Here is a 21,043-nt window from a genome sequence, read left to right as displayed (position 1 = left end):
CTCCTATGTATTCCAAAAGTGGAATGTTGAAAGGCTTCCAAAAAGGAAAAAGTTTATTAACACAATCATGAAAGATCCAATATTCAGAAAGGCTAGTGTCCTTCCATACATTTGTTTCCGAATTTTCAAGTATAAAAATACACTGTAACCGATGAGCAAAATAAACGAACCGATGATCTTCATATCCAGCCAGGATACTCCAGGCACTTTTATATATGCCCATTGAATGCCCAAGATAAGCGAGACCACTAATAACGGAACACCTATTACAGCAAGGACATAAGACATATGCTCAAGCTTTGTTAAATCGCCGAGTCGAAGCAGCCGTTTTCCCCACTTCTTCCGTTTCAATAAATCATATTGAATTAAGTATAGTAGTGAAAACACGAATGAAAGAGTAAAGGCCCCGTAAGATAGAATGGCAAAAGTGATATGTATGAGCAAAAGCTCTGAAACGAGACGCTGTGCAAGTACTTGAGATTCTATCTGAACTGGTGCAAAGGTATGGATGGCCATGACCATAAAACCTAAAACGTTCGTAAAAAAGACCGTAAAATCGACTCTTAGCAAACGGTTAATAACCAATGATAACGATATGAGGACCCATGCATAAAAATATAAGCCTTCAAAAATCGTCAATACCGGGAATCTTCCCGTTTTCAATACATACAGAAACAAAAAAATTGTTTGCAGTACCCAAACAATAGAAAGCAACCAGAAAGCGACCTTGTTCGCCTTCTGGTTATTATTAAGGAAGTCAATAAAATATAAAAGCATACTGATGGCATACAACAATACAGTGGCTTCATGCAATCTTGTCATTATTAATTCCATATCTACCTCATTACTGGACAGGAAGTGGATTCAATAGAGATGCCTTGGAGCTGTTCCGTTCTTTTTCATCATCCGCCACCAGCTGGTCTTCTATCAATTCCTCTAAATGGAAGATTTTCACGAAATTATTTAATTGTTCTTTTGCATTCGGCTCATCCGCAAGCTCTTTTGCATAAAGAATCGGATCTTTTAACATTTGGTTGATGATGCTCTTTGTATGTTTGTTCAGTACTTTTTTATCACGTTCACTTAAATGCGGAAGCTTTCTTTCGATACTTTCCATCGTTTCCTTTTGAATGGATAAGGATTTCTCCCGTAAAGAAGAAATGACAGGAACCACACCAAGCAAATTAATCCATTGATTGAAATCAACGATTTCAGATTCAATCATCATTTCTATTTTCTCGGCAGCTTTTTTACGCTCTTCGATATTCGCTTGCACGATCCCTTCAAGGTCGTCAATGTCATACAAGAAAACATTCTCCAGCTCGCCCAATGATGGATCGAGGTCACGAGGCACTGCGATATCGACCATGAAAATAGGACGGCCTTTACGAAGCTTATTCACGAATGTCATCATTTCTTTTGTTACTAAAAGATTTTTTGAACCAGTGGAAGTGATCAGGATGTCCGTATCCACTAAAGCGCATTGCAGCTCTTGAAGCTGCTTCGCTGTACCATTGAATCTTTCGGCCAAGTCGACGGCTTTCTGAAAGGTACGGTTAATGACAGTAATGCTGTTTGCTCCATTACTATGCAGGTTTTGAATGGCTAGCTCACCCATCTTACCGGCACCAAGAATCAAGACGTTCTTGCCATTCAGGCCACCGAAGATTTTTTTCGCAAGCTCGACTGCCGCATAGCTGACAGAAACGGCATTCGTATTGATCTCCGTCTCTGAATGGGCTTTTTTCGCTAATGTAAGGGCTTGTTTGAAGAGATGGTTAAAAACGGTACCAATCGTATCTTCCTTCTGTCCTAACATATAGCTGGAACGCACTTGTCCCAAAATTTGAGTTTCTCCCAATATCATGGAATTCAAGCCGCAGGTCACTGAAAATAAATTCTCGACAGTCCCATCGCCTTCATAGATATACAGGTATTTAGAAAATTCTTCTTTATCGATGTTAAACCATTCCGAAAGAAATTCCTTGATATAATACCTGCTTGTATGAAGCTGGTCACCGACCGCATATATTTCCGTCCTGTTACATGTAGAAATAATGATATTTTCCAAAATGCTTTTTTTATTTTTAAGAGCTTTCATTGCCTCGGCAAGTTCGGCTTCGTTAAACGACAGTTTTTCCCGAATTTCAACAGGGGCAGTTTTGTAATTTATACCAACCGCTAAAATATGCATCCTTTTGTTTTGCACCCCCAAAATTTTTCATGTAAATTTATTATACCATGTACTAAAATGGATTCACGCAAATAATATGAACAGTTTATGAAAACGTATGCTACCATGAAAAGACAGCCTAAACGCCTGAATTGCTACAAAAGGTGTCTAAGCGGTGATTTGTAAGTTACATACATAGTTCGACATTGTGTACAAAAGTACCATATCAAAAATGGCAAAAAACTTCAAGTAATCGAATTGCATAGGAGGATAAAATGAAAACGCAACGTATTTTTCCCGGAATCGTCTTAATCGGTTTCGGTCTCTATTTTTTTCTTGAACACTCTAAAATGGAAATCTTTCCAGGCTTTTATAGCTGGCCCACTTTATTATGTATAGTTGGTGCCGCCTTCTTAATTCAGGCTTATAGCGGTAATGAATATGAGTCCATCCTTCCAGGCGTCATCTTGCTGGGGTTTGGGGCTCATTTCCACATCGTCGAGAACCTAGATATTTGGCCGGATAATATAGGTATCTTTATTTTAATCATCTCACTGGGATTTATTCTCCGGGCACGCAAAACAAATTCTGGAATGTTTCATGGGATGATATTACTCATCATCTCGATCCTTTTCTTTTTCTACGATAAAATCACAACGTCTTTCGGGATTGTTGAAACAAGCACGGCAAACATCGAAAGGTTTTGGCCATTTGCCTTGATGGCAATCGGCATCTTTTTTCTAGTTCGAAAAAAGTAAAGATGGTTAATCGTATATTTCGAAAAATACATACGAAAAAGGGTATTCCAGATGCGGAATACCCTTTTCTATTACATATATTTCTTAAGGACGCCCCAGGCTTGTTCTTTCCCTTCGCCTGTTTCTCCTGAGAAAAGAAGCAATTCATCTTCTTTTTCCATATTTAACGTTTGGCGTGTGATTTTTAAGTGCTTCTGCCATTTGCCTTTTGGAATTTTATCCGCTTTTGTGGCAATAACGATCCGGGGCAGGTCATAATGCTTTAGGAATTCGTACATTGCGATATCATCCTTTGTCGGCGGATGACGCAAATCGACAATCAGAAGCGCAGCGCATAACTGATCACGGGAAGTGAAGTATGTCTCGATCATCCTTCCCCAAGCATCGCGCTCCGTTTTAGATACCTTAGCATAACCATAACCCGGTACATCCACAAAATGGAGTGCTTCATTTATGATGTAAAAATTCAAGGTTTGCGTCTTACCCGGTTTAGAGGATGTGCGCGCCAAGTTTTTTCGATTGATCATTTTGTTGATGAAACTCGATTTCCCAACATTGGAACGGCCTGCCAAAGCAAACTCCGGTATTGGAGTATTGGGATATTGTTCAGGCTTCACAGCACTGATGACAATATCTGAACTTGTCACTTTCATTCGTTCACACCTACCAATGCATGCTCAAGGACTTCATCTACGTGTGAAACTGGAACAAATGTTAATGCTTTACGGACACTCTCCGGGATATCATCAATATCCTTTTCGTTATTTTGCGGGATGATGATTTTCGTAAGTCCTGCCCGGTGAGCCGCTAAAGATTTTTCTTTAAGCCCGCCGATTGGAAGAACCCGTCCGCGTAATGTAATTTCGCCTGTCATGCCTACCTCTTTTCTGATCGGCCTATTAGTGAGGGCCGATATTAACGCTGTTGCAATCGTGATACCTGCAGAAGGGCCATCTTTAGGGACAGCGCCTTCAGGGACATGAATATGGATATCATATTTCTCATGGAAGTCCTTATCAATATGAAGTTTCTCGGTTTTCGACCGTACATAACTGAAAGCAGCCTGGGCTGACTCTTTCATTACATCGCCAAGCTTTCCTGTCAGGATAAGTTTGCCTTTACCTGGTGATAAGGAAACCTCGATTTGAAGCGTATCGCCGCCAACCGACGTGTAAGCTAAACCATTAGCTACACCGACTTGGTTCTCGACTTCAGCCTGTCCATAATGGAACATGGTTTTCCCTAAAAACTCCTCGACATTCTTTTCAGAAATGACGACCCGCTTTTTATCTCCGGACACGATGATTTTCGCAGTCTTCCGACAGATGCTTGCAAGCTGTCGTTCCAGACTCCGAACACCGGCTTCCCGAGTATAATAACGAATGATTTTGGTAAGAGCTTCCTCACGAACTTGCAGTTGTGTCTTCAATAGACCATGGTTTTCCAACTGTCTAGGCAGCAGGTGATCCTTGGCTATGTGAAGTTTCTCTATCTCAGTATAACCTGCAATCGAAATGATTTCCATACGATCACGTAGCGGTCCAGGAATCGATGCCAAATTGTTTGCCGTCGCTATGAACATGACTTTGGAAAGATTATACGTTTCTTCAATATAATGATCACTGAAATTATGATTTTGCTCCGGATCCAGCACCTCAAGCATCGCTGCAGATGGATCACCCCTAAAGTCATTGGACATTTTATCCACTTCATCCAGCAAGAAGACCGGATTGATCGTTCCAGCTTTTTTCATACCTTGGATGATCCGTCCTGGCATTGCTCCTACATACGTGCGGCGATGTCCCCGGATTTCTGACTCATCACGCACCCCGCCTAAAGAAATACGAACGAAATTCCTGTTCAGTGATGACGCGATCGATTTAGCCAGACTGGTTTTTCCGACGCCAGGGGGTCCCACTAAGCAAAGGATCGGTCCTTTCAATGAATTGGTCAATTGTTGGACGGCTAAATACTCAAGCACCCGCTCTTTCACCTTTTCCAAACCATGGTGATCCCTGTTCAGGATTTTTTCAGCTTTATGAATATTCAAGTCATCTTTAGTGGCATTGGACCAAGGAAGCGAGATCAACCATTCAATATAGTTGCGAATGACTGAGCTCTCGGCTGAGCTGGACGGCACTTTTTCATAACGGTCCAATTCCTTTAATGCCGTTTGTTTAATGTGCTCTGGCATATCCGCTTCTTCTATCTTTTCGTTGAGGACTTCTATCTCCCCCGTTTTTCCTTCTTTATCGCCCAATTCCTTTTGGATCGCTTTCATTTGTTCACGTAAATAATATTCTTTTTGAGTCCGCTCCATGGAACGCTTAACACGCTGACCGATCTTTTTCTCGAGAAAAAGAACTTCTTTCTCGTTATTGATGATCTCGATTACACGGCTTAAACGCTTTTTCATATCGATCGTCTCAAGCACTTCTTGCTTCTCCTTCAATTTCAAAGGCAAATGGGAAGCGATTATATCCGCTAATCTCCCCGGCTCTTCAATATCGGAAGTGGATGAAAACGTTTCACCAGTTATTTTCTTGGACATTTTTATGTATTGTTCAAAATAATCCAGTAGAGTGCGCATTAATGCTTGATGTTCAGCATCTTTTTCGTCACTGTCTTCATATATTTTAATCTTGGCACCAAAATGTGTCTCATAATCGTAAAATTCAATGACCTCTGCTCGGTTCAATCCTTCCACCAACACCCGGATCGTGCCATTCGGAAGCTTCAACATTTGTTTTACCTTTGTCAAAGTGCCCATTTTAAATAAATCTTCTTCACCTGGTTCGTCCAACGAAACATCTTGTTGTGTCGTCAAAAATATAAGATGGTCTTCCACCATTGCTTTCTCAAGGGCTTGTACCGATTTATCTCGGCCTACATCTAAATGAAGTACCATTGTTGGATATACAAGCAGTCCTCTAAGCGGCAGGAGGGGGACGATGATTTCTTTATCAGTCATTTCCTGACACCTCCATCTAATTAGTATCGTCGTTGTAAACTATTTACCCATGTTCTCAACCTTTTAACAATTCTATCCTATTTATATAGAAGTGTCTATTTGTTTACCTTAACACGTTTCGACTGCTTTTATTATCTCCAATATTAGATAAAAAAGCACGTATGACATGTGTTTATTTTTTCGTTCGGTTTATGCAAGTCGTACATTATGGTCCTAAAAATACCCCGGTTGTATTAAGCCGGGGCATTTTCCTTTATACGCTTTCTTTTTTTGATAGGTCCAAGGACGTGAGGATTTGTTCCGTCATCATTTCCTTTTTCAGTGCCTGATCGAGCACTTCTTTCACATTCGAAACGGGAATGATTTCTATATCCTTGATTTCAGATAGCAGCGGCTGTATGTTATCGACTGGAATAATTACTTTTTTTGCCCCGGCCAGTTTTGCGGCCTTGATTTTCGGGATGACTCCGCCAATCGGTTTAACACCGCCATGAATGGAGATTTCTCCAGTCATCGCCAATGTATGATCAACAGGGATTTTATAAATGGCCGAGTAAATGCCAGTAGCCATCGCAATTCCCGCAGAAGGGCCATCTACAGGACTGCCGCCCGGGAAGTTGACATGGATATCGAATTGATCGGCAGGTACTCCCATCGACCGTAGAACCGTAATTACATTTTCAACCGAACCTTTTGCCATGCTCTTGCGGCGAATCGATTTTCCGTTCCCTCCGCCAATGCTCTCCTCTTCGACGATGCCGGTAATATTTATTGAACCCTTCTCATTAGAAGCGGCCATGACGGTAACCTCGATTTCTAGCAATGCCCCGGAATTGGGACCATAGACTGCAAGACCATTGACAAGGCCTATTTTGGAATCAGATTCTATTTTCTTATCCATTCTTTGCGTCAGCTGGCTGCTATGTGCCATCCAATCAATATCTTCTTCTCTAATAAAAGTCCTGTTCTCATTAATGGATATACCTGCAAGGGTTTGAATCATGTTGACAGCTTCCCTGCCATTTCGGGCATAATCCGAAATCGACTGCAAGCCTTTTTCACTGATGGTGATTCCCACTTTATCGGATGCGTTTTTAGCCACCTTGATGATTTCTTCCCGATCAAGTTCACGGAAAAACACTTCTATGCACCTTGAGCGAATCGCAGGTGCGATTTCATTGGGCGTTCTGGTTGTGGCTCCAATCAAGCGAAAATCAGCCGGAAGTCCATTTTTAAAAATATCATGGATGTGAGTGGGAATATTTTGATTTTCCTCTTGATAGTAGGCACTTTCCAAAAAGACCTTACGATCCTCCAATACCTTTAACAGTTTATTCATCTGTATTGGATGAAGCTCCCCTATTTCATCTATGAACAGCACGCCGCCATGAGCATTGCTGACAGCACCTTGCTTTGGCTGCGGAATGCCGGCTTGTCCCATCGCCCCGGCCCCTTGATAGATCGGATCATGCACCGAACCAATCAGCGGATCGGCAATTCCCCGCTCATCGAATCTAGCTGTAGTGGCATCCAATTCAACAAACACGGCCGAATTCTTAAATGGTGACTTACCATTCTTCTTAGCCTCTTCCAAAACAAGTCTGGCCGCTGCTGTTTTTCCTACACCTGGAGGACCGTAAACAATCACATGCTGGGGATTTGGCCCACATAAGGCCGCCTTTAAAGATTTAATGCCATCTTCTTGACCGATGATTTCATTAAATGTACTTGGTCTTACTTTTTCCGCCAATGGCTCTGTTAATGAAATGGATCTCATCTTACTTAATTGGTCCATTTCCTTTCTTGAGTCACGGTCAATGGAAACTTTTTGTGTCCGCTGGCCTTTCAATAAGTTCAAAAAATACAATCCAATTATAATCCCAAAAAAAAGCTGGATAAACAACGCCAATCCTGTCCAATTCATCGTATTCCCTCCTGCACTCTCCTAGTTTGTCATTTCTGTTAGTATCTCCTTGGGAAGGGCGAATTTATCCAAGAAATTCAGGTTGTAAATTTTGGGGTTTTTAACCTAAAGAACAACATTTTTTTCAGTAAACATAAAAAGACTGCCAGGATGAACTGGCAGTCTTACTTTTTCTTATAAATTAAGCAGATGTTTTCTTTTCTTGTCCTTTGATAGTTGTACCGTCTTTAAGGACGAGCTTTGGAGATTCATTTTTCGAAATTGTGCTGCCTGTGATAACACATTTTGCGACATCATCACGTGATGGTAAATCGAACATCACTTCTAAAATGATCCCTTCAATAATGGAACGCAGTCCACGTGCACCAGTTTTACGTTCAATTGCTTTTTTAGCAATTTCACTTAGCGCTTCCGGTTCGAATTCCAATTCAACATCGTCAAGCTCAAGCAATTTTTGATATTGTTTAACAAGAGCATTTTTCGGTTGTGTCAGAATTTCAATCAAAGCTGCTTCATCCAATTGCTCAAGTGTGGCAATTACCGGAAGACGTCCGATAAATTCAGGGATTAATCCGAAACGAAGCAAATCTTCAGGAAGGACTTTGGAAAGCAATTCTTTTTCTGCAATGTCATCCTTTTTCACGTCAGAGCCAAAACCAATGACTTTTTGACCAAGACGGCGTTTGATGATTGGTTCAATGCCATCAAAGGCACCGCCACAGATGAACAAAATATTGGTCGTATCAATTTGGATGAATTCTTGATGTGGATGCTTACGTCCACCTTGTGGCGGAACACTTGCAACCGTTCCTTCAAGAATTTTCAATAAAGCTTGTTGCACACCTTCACCAGACACGTCACGTGTAATCGAAGGATTTTCCGATTTACGGGCAACTTTATCGATTTCATCAATATAAATGATGCCTTTTTCCGCTTTTTCCACATCATAATCAGCCGCTTGAATCAATTTAAGAAGGATGTTTTCCACATCTTCCCCTACATATCCAGCTTCCGTCAATGAGGTCGCATCAGCAATGGCAAAAGGAACATTCAGTAAACGCGCCAATGTTTGCGCAAGAAGGGTTTTCCCGCTTCCCGTCGGTCCGATTAGGGCGATGTTACTCTTAGAAAGCTCCACATCATCGACTTTGCTATTGGAATTGATACGTTTATAATGATTGTAAACTGCAACAGCCAAAGACTTCTTCGCCTGTTCTTGTCCAATCACATATTCGTCAAGAATTTCACGGATTTCCATAGGTTTTGGCACATCTCTGAATTCTACTTCTTCATCAGTACCCAGTTCTTCTTCGACGATCTCCGTACAAAGCTCGATACACTCGTCACAAATATATACACCTGGACCAGCAACCAGTTTACGAACTTGTTCTTGTGTTTTACCGCAAAAAGAACATTTTAACTGTCCTTTTTCATCATTAAATTTAAACATGAACGTTCACCCCTTTAAATACTCTTCCAACTCTATTACATAGCGGTACCCAATCGTAATGAAAAAAAAAACTAGGCACACATCTACTTAAGCATTCCAAAATTCCCTAGTATGTTTTGCATTTTATCATGTTCTTGGAAGTTTAGTAACAAAAATGCTCACGCGTCCGAGTTGTTAAATAAGTACAATAATCAATCAATATGTATTTGCCCTTTACCAGTATGCCCAAAACTTTTGATTTTTAAAATTAGGATTCGCTGTATAAATATGTATATGCGGTATTAGAACTAATCTACACCGAAATCCAAAAAAAATCAATCAGGAAATAACTGATAATTGAAATTTTCACTAATTCTCAATATGTATAAAACAAGGCACGATTACTCGCGCCTTGTTTTTTTAAGGTAATATTTAAATCTGCTTACTTATAAAAAATTATTTTGCTTCAACTGTTTTGCTGTTTTCTACCAAGAAGTCAATCGCTTTCTTAATTTTAAGATCGCCTTTGATTCCATCTAAGTTTCCAAGAGCTTGTTTGATCGCTTCAACTTCCATGTTGTACATTGTAGCCATTTGTCCAAGTTCAGCTTCAACATCTTCGTCAGTTGCTTCAAGTTTTTCAACTTCAGCGATTGCTTCAAGAGTTAGGCTCGTACGAACTTGTCCTTCAGCTTCTTCTTTCATTTGTGCTTTTAAAGCTTCTTCGTCTTGACCTGAGAATTGGTAGTAAAGTTCCAAATTAAGTCCTTGAGATTGAATGCGTTGAGAGAACTCATTCATCATACGGTCCACTTCGTTTGAAATCATTGCTTCAGGAACGTCCATCTCTGCACCTTCAACAGCTTTACCAATTACAGTATTTTGTACGAAGTTTTCTTCTTCGTGTTTTTTGTCATGCTCTAATTTGTGTTTTGTTTTTCCTTTCAGTTCAGCCAAAGTTTCCACTTCGTCGTCAACATCTTTCGCGAACTCATCATCAAGCTCAGGAAGTTGTTTTGTTTTGATTTCGTGAATTTTCACTTTGAATACAGCTGGTTTACCTGCAAGTTCAGCAGCATGGTATTCTTCAGGGAAAGCAACTTCGATATCTTTTTCAGCGCCAGTTTCAAGACCAACAAGTTGCTCTTCAAATCCTGGAATGAAAGAATTTGAACCGATTTCCAATGAATGATTTTCGCTAGCTCCGCCTTCGAATGCTTCACCATCAACGAATCCTTCAAAGTCAAGAACAACTGTATCGCCTTCAGCAGCTTGTCCTTCTTCTTTAACAACAAGCTCAGCTTGACGCTCTTGTAAAGTTTTCAATTCATTTTCAACATCTTCGTCAGTTACTTCAGTGTTGAATTTTTCAACTTCAACACCCTTGTAATCTCCTAATTTAACTTCCGGTTTAACTGTTACAGTTGCAGTGAAGATTAGGTTTTCGCCTTTTTCCATTTTTTCGATGTCGATTTCTGGACGATCTACAGGCTGAATTCCAGCTTCTTCGACAGCATTTGCATAAGCATCTGGAAGAATGATATCAAGCGCATCTTGGTAAAGTGATTCAACGCCGAATTTTTTTTCGAACATTTGACGTGGCATTTTCCCTTTACGGAAGCCAGGTACATTTACTTGTTTTACAACTTTTTTGAAAGCTTCGTCTAAACCTTCGTTTACTTTTGCAACGTCAACTTCAATTGTTAGTACGCCTTGATTACCTTCTTGTTTTTCCCATTTTACAGACATGTGTTTCCCTCCAAAAAATCTATATACTTCAATAATAAGCATTGGATGAATATGCTTTGCAAGTGTTAACAAGTCATCCTTCATATAACCCCAACAAAATTATTGGGAAATCGTCAAATTTAGACGATTATACATTACAACCACTACATTATACCACAGGTTTATTCTGTTACAACAGCAATAGGTTAAATAATGGGATAAGAAATTTCCTCAATTTCTTTTAAATAGGATAGAATATCCGCAACGGCTTCCTCATCAGCATGGTAAATATCCGCGATGTCCATCCCGGAAACTTCTCCAGCCATGTATTCTTCAGCTAAGGCATGGTAGGCAGCTGCCCATCCTGGCAAGCTTTCTGGCTCTGGTTCAAAAGGATATAATAGAAAGGAATGCCGTTCGATCAAGCTATGCACCATTTCATATAAGCTCGGGTTTTCCTGACTTAATTCCTCTTCTGCCAGGCCCGTAACCTTCTTATAAAAGGCCGTCTCCTTCAAACTTTCTAATTCCCTTGGTATGACAGATTTCGATTGATTGAATTTCCTCAATGCCACTTCTTCGTTATATTCCTGGTCAATAAGAATGATAAGCAGCATCGTTTTAAAGAACGGATGCCCATCATCCTTTTGTAGAAATTGTTCGATTTGCGGGATAAATGGTCGAATATTGATATTCGTAAGTTTTGAAATGACCAAGAACATTTCATTATCCGTTTTACCTACAAAAAGATCATCCTCTTGCAATTCCTCTGCAATCTGCTGATTTTGTCTGTCTTCTTCATCTTTTTTTTCCTCAAGTGCCCGTTTGCTGAACTGAAGCATCTTTTCGAAATGTTCCTCTTTATCAAAGGGAATTTGGCTCTCTTCAAATAGCAGTTCGATCGTCGCGACCATTTCCTGATGCTCACCTAATTGAAGCAGTACCATCAAATAGATATTGATAAGCTGAAAATAGTCACCGATGCCTTTATTCAGCATCTCTTTACACAATTCTTTTGACTCCTCATAATACTCAAGTTCGACAAGCGAGACCACTAGCCCCATGCAAACTTCATCATTTTCGGGCTCATACTCCCTCGCTTGGGTAAAAAGCTGTGCAGCAACTTTGAAGTTTCTGTTTCCAAGCTCATCCAACCCTTTTACAATCAACCTTTCACCGAGATTCGGAAAGGCGATAATCTTGGTTTCTCCGGCCTTCTTTTGGTTGTTCTCATTATCCATCCTATTTTCCGCCTCACCGTTCGCTTTTTGAAAAACAGTTTAGCATGTAATAGGAAGAAACACAAAAATTTATAGGGATGGATGAGCCCATCCCTGACTACTTTCCGGCTTCCCTCACCTAAAAAAAAATCCCGCACCCCCTCAAATAAGAAAGGAAAACGGGAAAATATCCTTCAACAATTAAATACTTGAAATAACCTTTTTTTGTGACTCATAGGCTGTAATCTCTTTATCATATTGAAGGGTTATGGAAATTTCATCCCAGCCTTTAACGAGCATTTCCTTCCAATATGGATGGATTTCAAAGCTTGTTTCAAACCCTTGATCATCTTTCAATGTTTGATTGGGAAGATCGATCGTCAGCTCATAGTCAAGTGACGACACCCTTTCCATTAAATATTTTACCTCCGCCTGGGTTAAAGCCATGGGGACCATGCCATTTTTCATGCAATTACTTTTAAAAATATCAGCAAAAGACGGTGCGATGACAATATCGAATCCATAGTCTTTCAATGACCATGGAGCATGTTCACGGGAAGAACCGCAGCCGAAATTTTCACCTGCTATTAAAATGGACGTGTTTTGATTATGGGGCTGATTCAATTCAAAATCAGGACGTTCTTTACCATTTTCATCAAAACGCCAGTTATAAAATAAAAATTCCCCAAATCCGCTTCGCTCAATTCGTTTTAAAAATTGCTTTGGAATGATTTGGTCGGTATCTACGTTTTTACGGTCAAGTGCCGCCGCTCTTCCTTTATATATCGTAATGGGTTCCATTCTCTGCACCTCCAGTTAATTCGTATTTTTAATGGACTTGTTCAGTCTTTTTCAAATTTCTAATATCGACAAATTTCCCATAAATGGCTGCAGCAGCGGCCATTGCAGGACTGACTAAGTGCGTCCTTGCACCAGCTCCTTGCCTGCCTTCAAAGTTCCGATTACTCGTGGAAGCACAATGCTCGCCGGATGGTACCGCATCTGGGTTCATACTCAAGCACATGCTGCAACCTGATTCACGCCATTCAAAGCCCGCAGATTTGAAAATCTCATCCAAGCCTTCATCTTCCGCTTGCCTTTTAACGCTCTGTGAACCGGGAACGACCATCGCCCTGACTCCTTTTTGTACTTCTTGGCCTTCAATCATTTCTGCCGCCTGCCGTAAGTCTTCGATCCGGGAATTCGTACAGGACCCTATGAATACATGCTGAACGGGAATTTCCGTGATTGGCATGCCTTCCTCAAGACCCATATATTCAAGTGCACGATTCAGTTCCTTTGAATCTATGATATCTTCTGCAAAGGTCGGTACTTTACCGTCCACCCCACTGGCCATTCCAGGATTTGTGCCCCAGCTGACCATTGGTGAAATCAAACTGCCAGCAAGAATGATTTCTTGGTCATACACAGCATCTTCATCACTCGAAAGTAACTTCCAATCCTGAACACATTGTTCGAACTCCTCTCCTTTTGGCACATATTTACGACCTTTTAAATAAGAGAAAGTTGTTTCATCCGGAGCTACCAGTCCAGCTCTTGCACCGCCTTCAATCGACATATTGCAGACGGTCATTCTCTCCTCCATTGACATTTCCCTGAAAACTTCCCCACAGTATTCAATGATGTATCCCGTGCCGAAATCGACACCGAATTTAGAAATGACATATAAAATGACATCTTTCGCCATCACGCCGTGACCTAGTTTACCGTTAACCTCAAGCTTCAAAGTTTTGGGTTTTGTTTGCCATAATGATTGCGTGGCCAAGACATGCTCGACCTCACTCGTACCGATTCCAAATGCAATCGATCCAAATGCTCCATGTGTCGAAGTATGACTGTCACCACAGACAATGGTCATTCCTGGCTGCGTAAGTCCTAATTCCGGTCCGATTACGTGTACGATCCCTTGTTCCGGGCTGTCTAAATCAGCAAGACGAATACCGAACTCCTTACAGTTTTGGTCAAGTGCCTCTAATTGTTTCCTTGCAATATCATCCTCGATGAAATAACGATTAACGGTCGGTACATTATGATCCATAGTCGCAAATGTACGGTCCGGCCTCCTGACTTTGCGTCCTTTTAATCTCAATCCTTCAAATGCTTGCGGAGAGGTCACTTCATGTATATATTGAAGGTCTATATATAATAAATCCGGTTTATTTTCCTCTTCATTTACAATATGACGATCCCATATTTTCTCTATTATCGACTTTCCCATCCGTATCCACCTCGATTAATCTTATATTTTTTTAAAAAACACGGCCTAATGTTAGGCCGTGAAAGAAGTTTATGCGTAAGCACCCATGATGTTGGAAATGGCTTCCTGGTCTAAAAGATTGGCTTTTATTTCCGCAATCATCTCTGAAGTAGACGTAATATTCGGTTGCCCATTTGCGATATCACCTGTTCTCAAGCCGTATTCAAGGACCGTTTCCACAGCCTGCTCAACGGCATGTGCCTCATCCTCCAAGCCAAAGGATAAACGCAGCATGGACGCCGCCGATAAAATGGTCCCAATCGGATTAGCTAAGTTTTTCCCCGCAATATCCGGCGCAGAGCCATGAATCGGTTCATATAAATTAGGCCCTTCCGTTGATATCGAGGCGGAAGGAAGCATTCCAAGCGAACCTGTCAAAACGGACGCTTCATCGCTTAAAATATCACCAAACATATTCTCCGTTACGATAATATCAAATTGTTTCGGGTTTTTAATCAGCTGCATCGCTGCATTATCCACCAGCATGTGTTCAAGCGTCACATCCGGATAGTCCTTAGCGATTTCTTCAGCCGTTTCACGCCACATCCTGCTGGATTCAAGAACATTCGCTTTATCTACGGATGTTACTTTTTTCTTGCGATCGGATGCTAATTTAAACGCAAGTTCAATGATGCGTTTCATTTCACTTTTCTGATAGAAAAGAGTATCAACAACCGCTTCTTTCCCTTCTCTTTCCACTCGCTCACTTGGCTTTCCGAAATAAAGGCCGCCAGTTAGTTCCCGGACAATCACGAAATCCACATCTTCAATGAATTCCTTTTTAAGAGGAGAAGATTCCGATAAGCTGGAATAATAGCTGATTGGACGGATGTTAGCATAAAGATTCAAATCTTTTCGGATTTTCAACAAACCTCGTTCCGGTCTTAGGTGCGCAGGGTGATTATCCCACTTTGGTCCCCCAACAGCCCCTAATAATACCGCATCGCTGTTTTTACAAATCTCCACGGTTTCATCCGGCAGGGGCGATCCCGTGTTATCGATGGCACCGCCGCCAATCTCACCATATTGAAATTCAAAATCGTGTCCATATCTTTGGGCAACGGCCTCGAGGATTTCTACAGCGCCTCTTGTTACTTCTTTCCCGATGCCATCTCCTTGAAGCACCGCAATATTCCTTTTCATCGAAATCTCCCCTTCCTATTGTAATACTGCTTTTACTTCTAGTTCCTTCATAATGATCACACGGTTCACCGCGTTCAAATATGCTTTGGCGGATGCTTCCAAGACGTCCTGATCAAGACCTCGGCCGCTTGTTTCCACACCGTTATAATCAATTTTCACAAAAACTTGAGCAAGGGCATCCATTCCGCCACCAACCGATTGGATTCGATAGTCCTGCAAGTTGATTTCGCTGCCCAAACACCTTTCAAGTGTGTTATATAGAGCCTCAACACTTCCTGCTCCTGTAGCCGCTTCCTGAATTTCTTCATTATCGCCTTTTTTCAGTGTAACCGTCGCGGTCGCCGTCTGATGTGTACCGTGAGAAATCTGGAAAGAAACCAGGTCATAGAAACTGATATCCGTCGCTTTCTCTTCAAGCACTAGTGCCACGATATCTTCATCAGTCATGGTCTTTTTATTATCAGCCAACTCCTTGAATTGAACGAATAATGAGTTCATTTCCTCGTCCGTTACCGAAAAATTCAACTCTTGCAATCTTTCTTTGAAAGCATGGCGCCCTGAATGTTTGCCTAAAACGAGTGAATTGGAAGCTACACCGACAAGTTCAGGTGATATGATTTCGTATGTCGTTTTTTCTTTTAACACGCCATCCTGGTGAATGCCAGATTCATGTGCGTAAGCATTGGCACCAATTATGGCTTTATTAGCAGGAACCTGCATTCCGGTAAGACGACTAACCAAATCACTGGTCCTTTTAATTTCATTCAATACAAGATCCGTTTTTGCTTGATAGAAATCTTTACGGATATAGAGTGCCATGGCCACTTCTTCAAGTGCCACGTTTCCTGCACGCTCACCAATGCCGTTGATTGTTCCTTCGACTTGTGTAGCCCCGCCTTCGATGGCAGCTAATGAATTGGCCGTTGCCATCCCAAGATCGTCATGACAATGTGCAGATAAGCTTACCTTATCAATAGAAGGAACATTTTCACGAAGGTATCGGAAAATGTTGCCGTATTCGATTGGAGCGGCATAACCTACTGTATCCGGAATATTAATGACCTTGGCACCAGCTTGAATGACCGCTTCAACGATTTCAGCCAAGTAGTCAAGCTCGGTTCGGCTCGCATCTTCTGCAGACCATTGGACGATCGGAAAACGCGCTGCCCCGTACTTAACCATCTCGACGGACTTTTCTATCACTTGTTGCTTCGACATCTTCAGCTTATATTCACGATGAATGGGAGACGTGGCGATGAACGTATGCAATCTTGGTTCTGCCCCGATTCTTAATGATTCCCAAGCTGCATCAATATCCCCTTTTAAAGCACGCGCCAGCCCTGTAACAGAGCTGTTTTTAATTTTGCGCGCGATTTCCTGTACGGAGTTGAAATCCCCTTTGGATGCTGCCGGAAAACCGGCTTCGATTATATCAACACCCAATCTTTCAAGCTGATAAGCAATTTCAAGTTTTTCAGTAAAATTCAAATTCACACCGGCGGATTGCTCCCCATCTCGAAGTGTCGTCTCAAATATATTAATTTTTCGCAACGGCTACCACTTCTTTCTCTGTTTGCTGAGGTTTTACGAATGGCATCATTTTTCTTAATTCACGGCCCACCACTTCGATTTGATGCTTGTTTTCACGATTATTGATTGCATTGAAAACTGGACGATTCGCTTGGTTTTCCAAGATCCATCCTTTAGCGAACTCACCGTCTTGGATATCTTTCAAGATGGCTTTCATGGCCTCTTTCGTAGTTTCCGTTACAACGCGTGGTCCAGAAACGAAATCTCCCCATTGAGCTGTGTCAGAAATGGAATAGCGCATGTTTTCCATTCCGCCTTCATACATAAGGTCGATGATTAATTTAAGTTCATGTAAACACTCGAAATATGCTACTTCCGGTTGGTATCCAGCTTCTGTCAAGGTTTCGAAACCAGCTTTCACAAGAGAAGTTAATCCGCCGCAAAGTACAGCTTGCTCTCCAAATAGATCTGTTTCCGTTTCTTCTTGGAATGTTGTTTCCAATCCGCCAGCTCTTAAAGCTCCGATTCCCCGAGCATACGCTAGGGCCAATTCTCTCGCTTCACCCGTAACATTTTGATAGATGGCAAACAATGCCGGTACCCCTGCACCTTGTTCGTATGTACGGCGAACAAGATGTCCAGGACCTTTTGGAGCCACTAACAATACATCTACGTCTGCTGGCGGAACGATTTGATTGAAATGGATGTTGAATCCGTGCGCGAACATTAACGCTTGACCTGCACGCAATACCGGTTTGATTTCTTCTTGGTATACTTTCGGTTGAGTTTCATCCGGTAATAGGTTCATGATTACATCTGCCTGTTCAGCCGCTTCTTTAACTGTGTATACATTGAAGCCGTCTTCTACAGCTTTATCGAAGGATTTACCTTTCCTGATTCCGATGATTACGTCTACACCGCTGTCACGTAGATTTTGGGCGTGTGCGTGTCCTTGTGAACCATATCCGATAACCGCTACCTTTTTATTGTTGAAAAAATTCTCGTTTGCTTCTGCGTTATAATATACTTTTGCCATAATAATTACATCTCCCTTTTCTTTTCATTGTTTTTGTTTTTTTGTTTCTTTGTTTTTTTGTTTTTGTTTTATACGATTGTCGCACTCTTAGCGGGTGCTATTTGCATTCCGCGCGCGATGGCGGCTGTCCCTGTCCTTGCCAACTCCTTGATGCCATACGGCTTGATCAGTTCAATGAAGGCTTCAATTTTATCGGATTCCCCTGTGATTTGAACTGTCAGGCTATCTTTACTGACATCAATTACGGAAGCACGGAAGGGTTCAATGACCGAATAAATCTCGGCTCGGGACTGTGTAGTCACCAATATTTTAATGAGTGCAAGTTCCCTCGCCACAATCGTTTGATTCGTAATATCATGCACTTTCAAAACTTCGATCTGCTTGTTCAATTGCTTTGTGATTTGTTCAACAACTGCTTCGTCGTCAACATCGACCACGAAGGTCATCCTTGAAATGCCTTCCTGTTCGGATGGTCCGACAGTCATGCTTTCAATGTTATAATTTCTTTTTGTGAACAGGTTCGTTATCCGATTGAGGACGCCTGGCCGGTTGTTCACGGTGAGGCTAAGAATTCCCTTCATTGATTAAACTCCTTCCATTTCATCAAGCCCTTTTCCTTGTGCCACCATCGGAAAGACATTTTCCTTTTGCTTAACACGGAAATCAATTAACACTGGACCATCGGTCGCTAACGCAACGTCGAGGCAGTCGCTTGCTTCTTCCTCCGTTGTCACTTTGTATCCAGGAATTCCATATGCATCAGCCAATTTCACGAAATCTGGATGTGATTGAAAAATACTGTGTGAAAAACGATTATCATGAAAAAGTTCCTGCCATTGCCTTACCATTCCGAGTGCCCCATTGTTGACGATGATGATTTTGATCGGCAGATTCATTTCGGCAATGACCGAAAGTTCTTGAAGGCACATCTGGAATCCTCCATCTCCCGATATGGAAAGCACCGTCGCCTTCGGATCCGCCAGTTGCGCTCCGAGAGCCGAAGGTAACCCAAAGCCCATCGTCCCAAGTCCACCGGAAGTGACCCATGAATTCGGTTTGTTAAACGGATAGTATTGCGCTGCCCACATTTGATGCTGTCCTACATCCGTCGTAACAATGGCTTCCCCATTCGTTTTTTCATGAAGCATCTGGATGACCCGCTGAGGTTTCAGCACACCTTCTTCATGTGTATAACGTAATGGGAACTCTTCATTCCATTTGGTCAGCTGTGTAGTCCATTCTTCAATTTCAGGCTTCTTGCCGTTTTGAGCGATCAACTCCTTCAATGCTTCCTTCGCACTGCCGACAACTGGAATTTTCGTCGGTACATTTTTACCGATTTCTGCTGGATCGATATCGATATGGGCTACCGTTGCATGCTGTGCGAACTTCGCTAGATTCCCAGTCAATCGGTCATCGAACCTGGCACCGATATTGATTAATAAATCACATTTCGATAACGCCATGTTTGCTGCAAAACAACCATGCATACCACCCATTCCGATAAAGAGCGGATGTTCCGCAGGAAAACCTCCTAGCCCCAATAGGGTGTGGACGACAGGAATGCCTTGCTGCTCGACGTAGTCCTTTAATAAGTGGGCTGCCTTTGCATGCAGGACACCTGCCCCTGCGAGGATGACCGGTTTTTTTGCTCCGCTTACTGCTTCAACAAGCTTTCTGATTTGTAAGTAATTGGGCTTAGTCGTCGGCTGATAACCCGGAAGATCCATTTTCGGCTCCGCATCCGTCGATACACCTTCCAAGATCGCCATATCTTTGGGAATATCGATTAATACTGGACCAGGCCGGCCGCTTGAAGCGATATAAAAAGCTTCTTTTATAATGCGCGGGAGGTCTTCCGGCTTTCTTACCTGATAGTTATGTTTGGTAATCGGGGTAGTAATCCCCAGTACATCAGCCTCTTGGAAAGCATCTGAACCAATTACACTGGTAGAGACCTGACCCGAAATAACGACAAGTGGCAAAGAGTCGATCATTGCATCCGCTAAACCGGTAACGATGTTCGTTGCACCGGGGCCGGATGTGACGATGACCACCCCCGGTTTGCCGGTGATCCTGGCGTATCCTTCCGCTGCATGGATTGCACCTTGTTCATGTCTTGTCAAAATATGAAAAAGCTCTGAGCTATAAAGCTTGTCATAAATCGGCAATACCGAACCGCCAGGATAACCAAAGATGACTTCAACATTTTCCTTTTTTAGTGCATCCAGCAGGAATTCGGCACCACTATAATGTGTCTTTCCACTTTTCCGATCAGCTACCACTGATTTTTGTGTCATTTTCGTAAAGACCTCCTTCACTTTCTCATTCAATTGTTTTTGTAAGATTCGGAATTTTCAGCTTTTTATGCATACAAAAAAGCCTTCCCACCCCAAATGTACTTGCACTCGGCAAGTTAAAGGGGTGAAAAGGCTTGATGAGCCACTCCACGGTACCACCCTTTTTCGCATGAAAATCCATGCGCACTTTGAATAGCCTACACTATTCTCTGTTTTGGTAACGGGTACTGGTACGCACCCGTTCAGCTCTACTAGTTAACGTTCAAGCTGAAACTCCAAGGTGAGTTCATCTTTCGGGACAATACCGGCTCTCAGCAACCCGGCTCTCTGTGAATGCCTTGTAAAAAGACTACTTATCCTCTTCAATGTTTTTCGCATTATTCATATTTTTTCGAAACGTTTATGTTTGATGTCTTGTATTTGTGATTATCTTACGCGTATTTCAAGTAGTAGTCAACAGGTTTTTGAGAATTTTTTGATAATTCTAAATTGCGAGATTTGGTGTATACGCTTACATACCTACCATTACCACATTCTATAAAAAAAGTTATTT

16 protein-coding genes and 1 other annotated feature are annotated in these 21,043 nt (G+C 41.8%); of the genes, 1 reads left to right on the top strand and 15 read right to left on the bottom strand.

Translation table 11 applies throughout. The features are described 5' to 3' along the window. Positions 1-3 precede the first annotated feature (3 nt). Positions 4-834 (bottom strand): cytochrome C assembly family protein, encoded by an 831-nt coding sequence (locus ACFWE9_RS02020; protein ID WP_230154916.1) that lies wholly within the window; start codon positions 832-834, stop codon positions 4-6. 10 nt (positions 835-844) lie between these two features. Continuing rightward, positions 845-2,194, bottom strand: coding sequence for a glutamyl-tRNA reductase (gene hemA / locus ACFWE9_RS02015; protein ID WP_230154914.1), 1,350 nt, complete (start codon positions 2,192-2,194; stop codon positions 845-847). 254 nt (positions 2,195-2,448) lie between these two features. Here hemA and ACFWE9_RS02010 point away from each other — a divergent pair, with 254 nt between their 5' ends. After that, complete coding sequence (locus ACFWE9_RS02010; RefSeq protein ID WP_230154912.1) at positions 2,449-2,931, top strand: LiaI-LiaF-like domain-containing protein; 483 nt, start codon at positions 2,449-2,451, stop codon at positions 2,929-2,931. A gap of 71 nt (positions 2,932-3,002) precedes the next feature. Here ACFWE9_RS02010 and yihA read toward each other — a convergent pair whose 3' ends face one another. From yihA to ilvB, 13 genes are all read right to left on the bottom strand, one after another. Further along, on the bottom strand, positions 3,003-3,584 hold the full coding sequence (gene yihA, locus ACFWE9_RS02005) for a ribosome biogenesis GTP-binding protein YihA/YsxC (protein WP_230154910.1): 582 nt from the start codon (positions 3,582-3,584) through the stop codon (positions 3,003-3,005). After that, on the bottom strand, positions 3,581-5,902 hold the full coding sequence (lon, locus tag ACFWE9_RS02000) for an endopeptidase La (protein WP_230154900.1): 2,322 nt from the start codon (positions 5,900-5,902) through the stop codon (positions 3,581-3,583). Before lon ends, yihA begins: the two co-directional genes overlap by 4 nt. A gap of 253 nt (positions 5,903-6,155) precedes the next feature. Then, a complete protein-coding gene (gene lonB, locus ACFWE9_RS01995; protein ID WP_230154898.1) occupies positions 6,156-7,826 on the bottom strand; it encodes an ATP-dependent protease LonB in 1,671 nt (556 codons plus the stop codon). A gap of 181 nt (positions 7,827-8,007) precedes the next feature. After that, a complete protein-coding gene (gene clpX, locus ACFWE9_RS01990; protein WP_230154895.1) occupies positions 8,008-9,276 on the bottom strand; it encodes an ATP-dependent protease ATP-binding subunit ClpX in 1,269 nt (422 codons plus the stop codon). Positions 9,277-9,711: 435 nt separating this feature from the next. Further along, on the bottom strand, positions 9,712-11,004 hold the full coding sequence (gene tig, locus ACFWE9_RS01985) for a trigger factor (protein ID WP_377355359.1): 1,293 nt from the start codon (positions 11,002-11,004) through the stop codon (positions 9,712-9,714). A gap of 185 nt (positions 11,005-11,189) precedes the next feature. Next, on the bottom strand, positions 11,190-12,224 hold the full coding sequence (locus tag ACFWE9_RS01980) for a tetratricopeptide repeat protein (RefSeq protein ID WP_230154891.1): 1,035 nt from the start codon (positions 12,222-12,224) through the stop codon (positions 11,190-11,192). 180 nt (positions 12,225-12,404) lie between these two features. Continuing rightward, complete coding sequence (leuD, locus tag ACFWE9_RS01975; protein ID WP_230154889.1) at positions 12,405-13,004, bottom strand: 3-isopropylmalate dehydratase small subunit; 600 nt, start codon at positions 13,002-13,004, stop codon at positions 12,405-12,407. 28 nt (positions 13,005-13,032) lie between these two features. Further along, on the bottom strand, positions 13,033-14,442 hold the full coding sequence (leuC, locus tag ACFWE9_RS01970; protein WP_377355358.1) for a 3-isopropylmalate dehydratase large subunit: 1,410 nt from the start codon (positions 14,440-14,442) through the stop codon (positions 13,033-13,035). A 69-nt stretch (positions 14,443-14,511) separates the two neighbouring features. Next, positions 14,512-15,624 (bottom strand): 3-isopropylmalate dehydrogenase, encoded by a 1,113-nt coding sequence (gene leuB, locus ACFWE9_RS01965; protein ID WP_230154886.1) that lies wholly within the window; start codon positions 15,622-15,624, stop codon positions 14,512-14,514. Positions 15,625-15,639: 15 nt separating this feature from the next. Further along, complete coding sequence (locus ACFWE9_RS01960; RefSeq protein ID WP_230154884.1) at positions 15,640-17,175, bottom strand: 2-isopropylmalate synthase; 1,536 nt, start codon at positions 17,173-17,175, stop codon at positions 15,640-15,642. Next, the gene (gene ilvC, locus ACFWE9_RS01955) at positions 17,162-18,190 is read right to left on the bottom strand and encodes a ketol-acid reductoisomerase (RefSeq protein WP_230154882.1); all 1,029 of its coding nucleotides are present in this window, start codon (positions 18,188-18,190) and stop codon (positions 17,162-17,164) included. Before ilvC ends, ACFWE9_RS01960 begins: the two co-directional genes overlap by 14 nt. Positions 18,191-18,258: 68 nt before the next feature. Beyond that, positions 18,259-18,771 (bottom strand): acetolactate synthase small subunit, encoded by a 513-nt coding sequence (gene ilvN / locus ACFWE9_RS01950; RefSeq protein WP_230154880.1) that lies wholly within the window; start codon positions 18,769-18,771, stop codon positions 18,259-18,261. Between the two features lie 3 nt (positions 18,772-18,774). After that, positions 18,775-20,490, bottom strand: coding sequence for an acetolactate synthase large subunit (ilvB, locus tag ACFWE9_RS01945; RefSeq protein WP_230154879.1), 1,716 nt, complete (start codon positions 20,488-20,490; stop codon positions 18,775-18,777). A 117-nt stretch (positions 20,491-20,607) separates the two neighbouring features. Continuing rightward, positions 20,608-20,865: a binding site (T-box leader), on the bottom strand. Positions 20,866-21,043 lie beyond the last annotated feature (178 nt).

Source organism: Peribacillus sp. NPDC060253 (assembly GCF_042727425.1).
GTDB lineage: Bacteria > Bacillota > Bacilli > Bacillales > DSM-1321 > Peribacillus.
Note: the sequence above shows the minus strand (reverse complement) of the source record. Positions and strands in the feature narration are given on the sequence as shown.

Excerpts from the sequence above, each read along its gene's own strand:
- ilvB (WP_230154879.1), bottom strand. The coding sequence starts at position 20,490 with ATGACACAAAAATCAGTGGTAGCTGATCGGAAAAGTGGAAAGACACAT.
- clpX (WP_230154895.1), bottom strand. The coding sequence starts at position 9,276 with ATGTTTAAATTTAATGATGAAAAAGGACAGTTAAAATGTTCTTTTTGC.
- lonB (WP_230154898.1), bottom strand. The coding sequence starts at position 7,826 with ATGAATTGGACAGGATTGGCGTTGTTTATCCAGCTTTTTTTTGGGATT.
- ACFWE9_RS01980 (WP_230154891.1), bottom strand. The coding sequence starts at position 12,224 with ATGGATAATGAGAACAACCAAAAGAAGGCCGGAGAAACCAAGATTATC.
- leuC (WP_377355358.1), bottom strand. The coding sequence starts at position 14,442 with ATGGGAAAGTCGATAATAGAGAAAATATGGGATCGTCATATTGTAAAT.
- yihA (WP_230154910.1), bottom strand. The coding sequence starts at position 3,584 with ATGAAAGTGACAAGTTCAGATATTGTCATCAGTGCTGTGAAGCCTGAA.
- ACFWE9_RS02020 (WP_230154916.1), bottom strand. The coding sequence starts at position 834 with ATGGAATTAATAATGACAAGATTGCATGAAGCCACTGTATTGTTGTAT.
- lon (WP_230154900.1), bottom strand. The coding sequence starts at position 5,902 with ATGACTGATAAAGAAATCATCGTCCCCCTCCTGCCGCTTAGAGGACTG.
- hemA (WP_230154914.1), bottom strand. The coding sequence starts at position 2,194 with ATGCATATTTTAGCGGTTGGTATAAATTACAAAACTGCCCCTGTTGAA.
- ilvN (WP_230154880.1), bottom strand. The coding sequence starts at position 18,771 with ATGAAGGGAATTCTTAGCCTCACCGTGAACAACCGGCCAGGCGTCCTC.
- ilvC (WP_230154882.1), bottom strand. The coding sequence starts at position 18,190 with ATGGCAAAAGTATATTATAACGCAGAAGCAAACGAGAATTTTTTCAAC.
- ACFWE9_RS02010 (WP_230154912.1), top strand. The coding sequence starts at position 2,449 with ATGAAAACGCAACGTATTTTTCCCGGAATCGTCTTAATCGGTTTCGGT.
- leuB (WP_230154886.1), bottom strand. The coding sequence starts at position 15,624 with ATGAAAAGGAATATTGCGGTGCTTCAAGGAGATGGCATCGGGAAAGAA.
- leuD (WP_230154889.1), bottom strand. The coding sequence starts at position 13,004 with ATGGAACCCATTACGATATATAAAGGAAGAGCGGCGGCACTTGACCGT.
- tig (WP_377355359.1), bottom strand. The coding sequence starts at position 11,004 with ATGTCTGTAAAATGGGAAAAACAAGAAGGTAATCAAGGCGTACTAACA.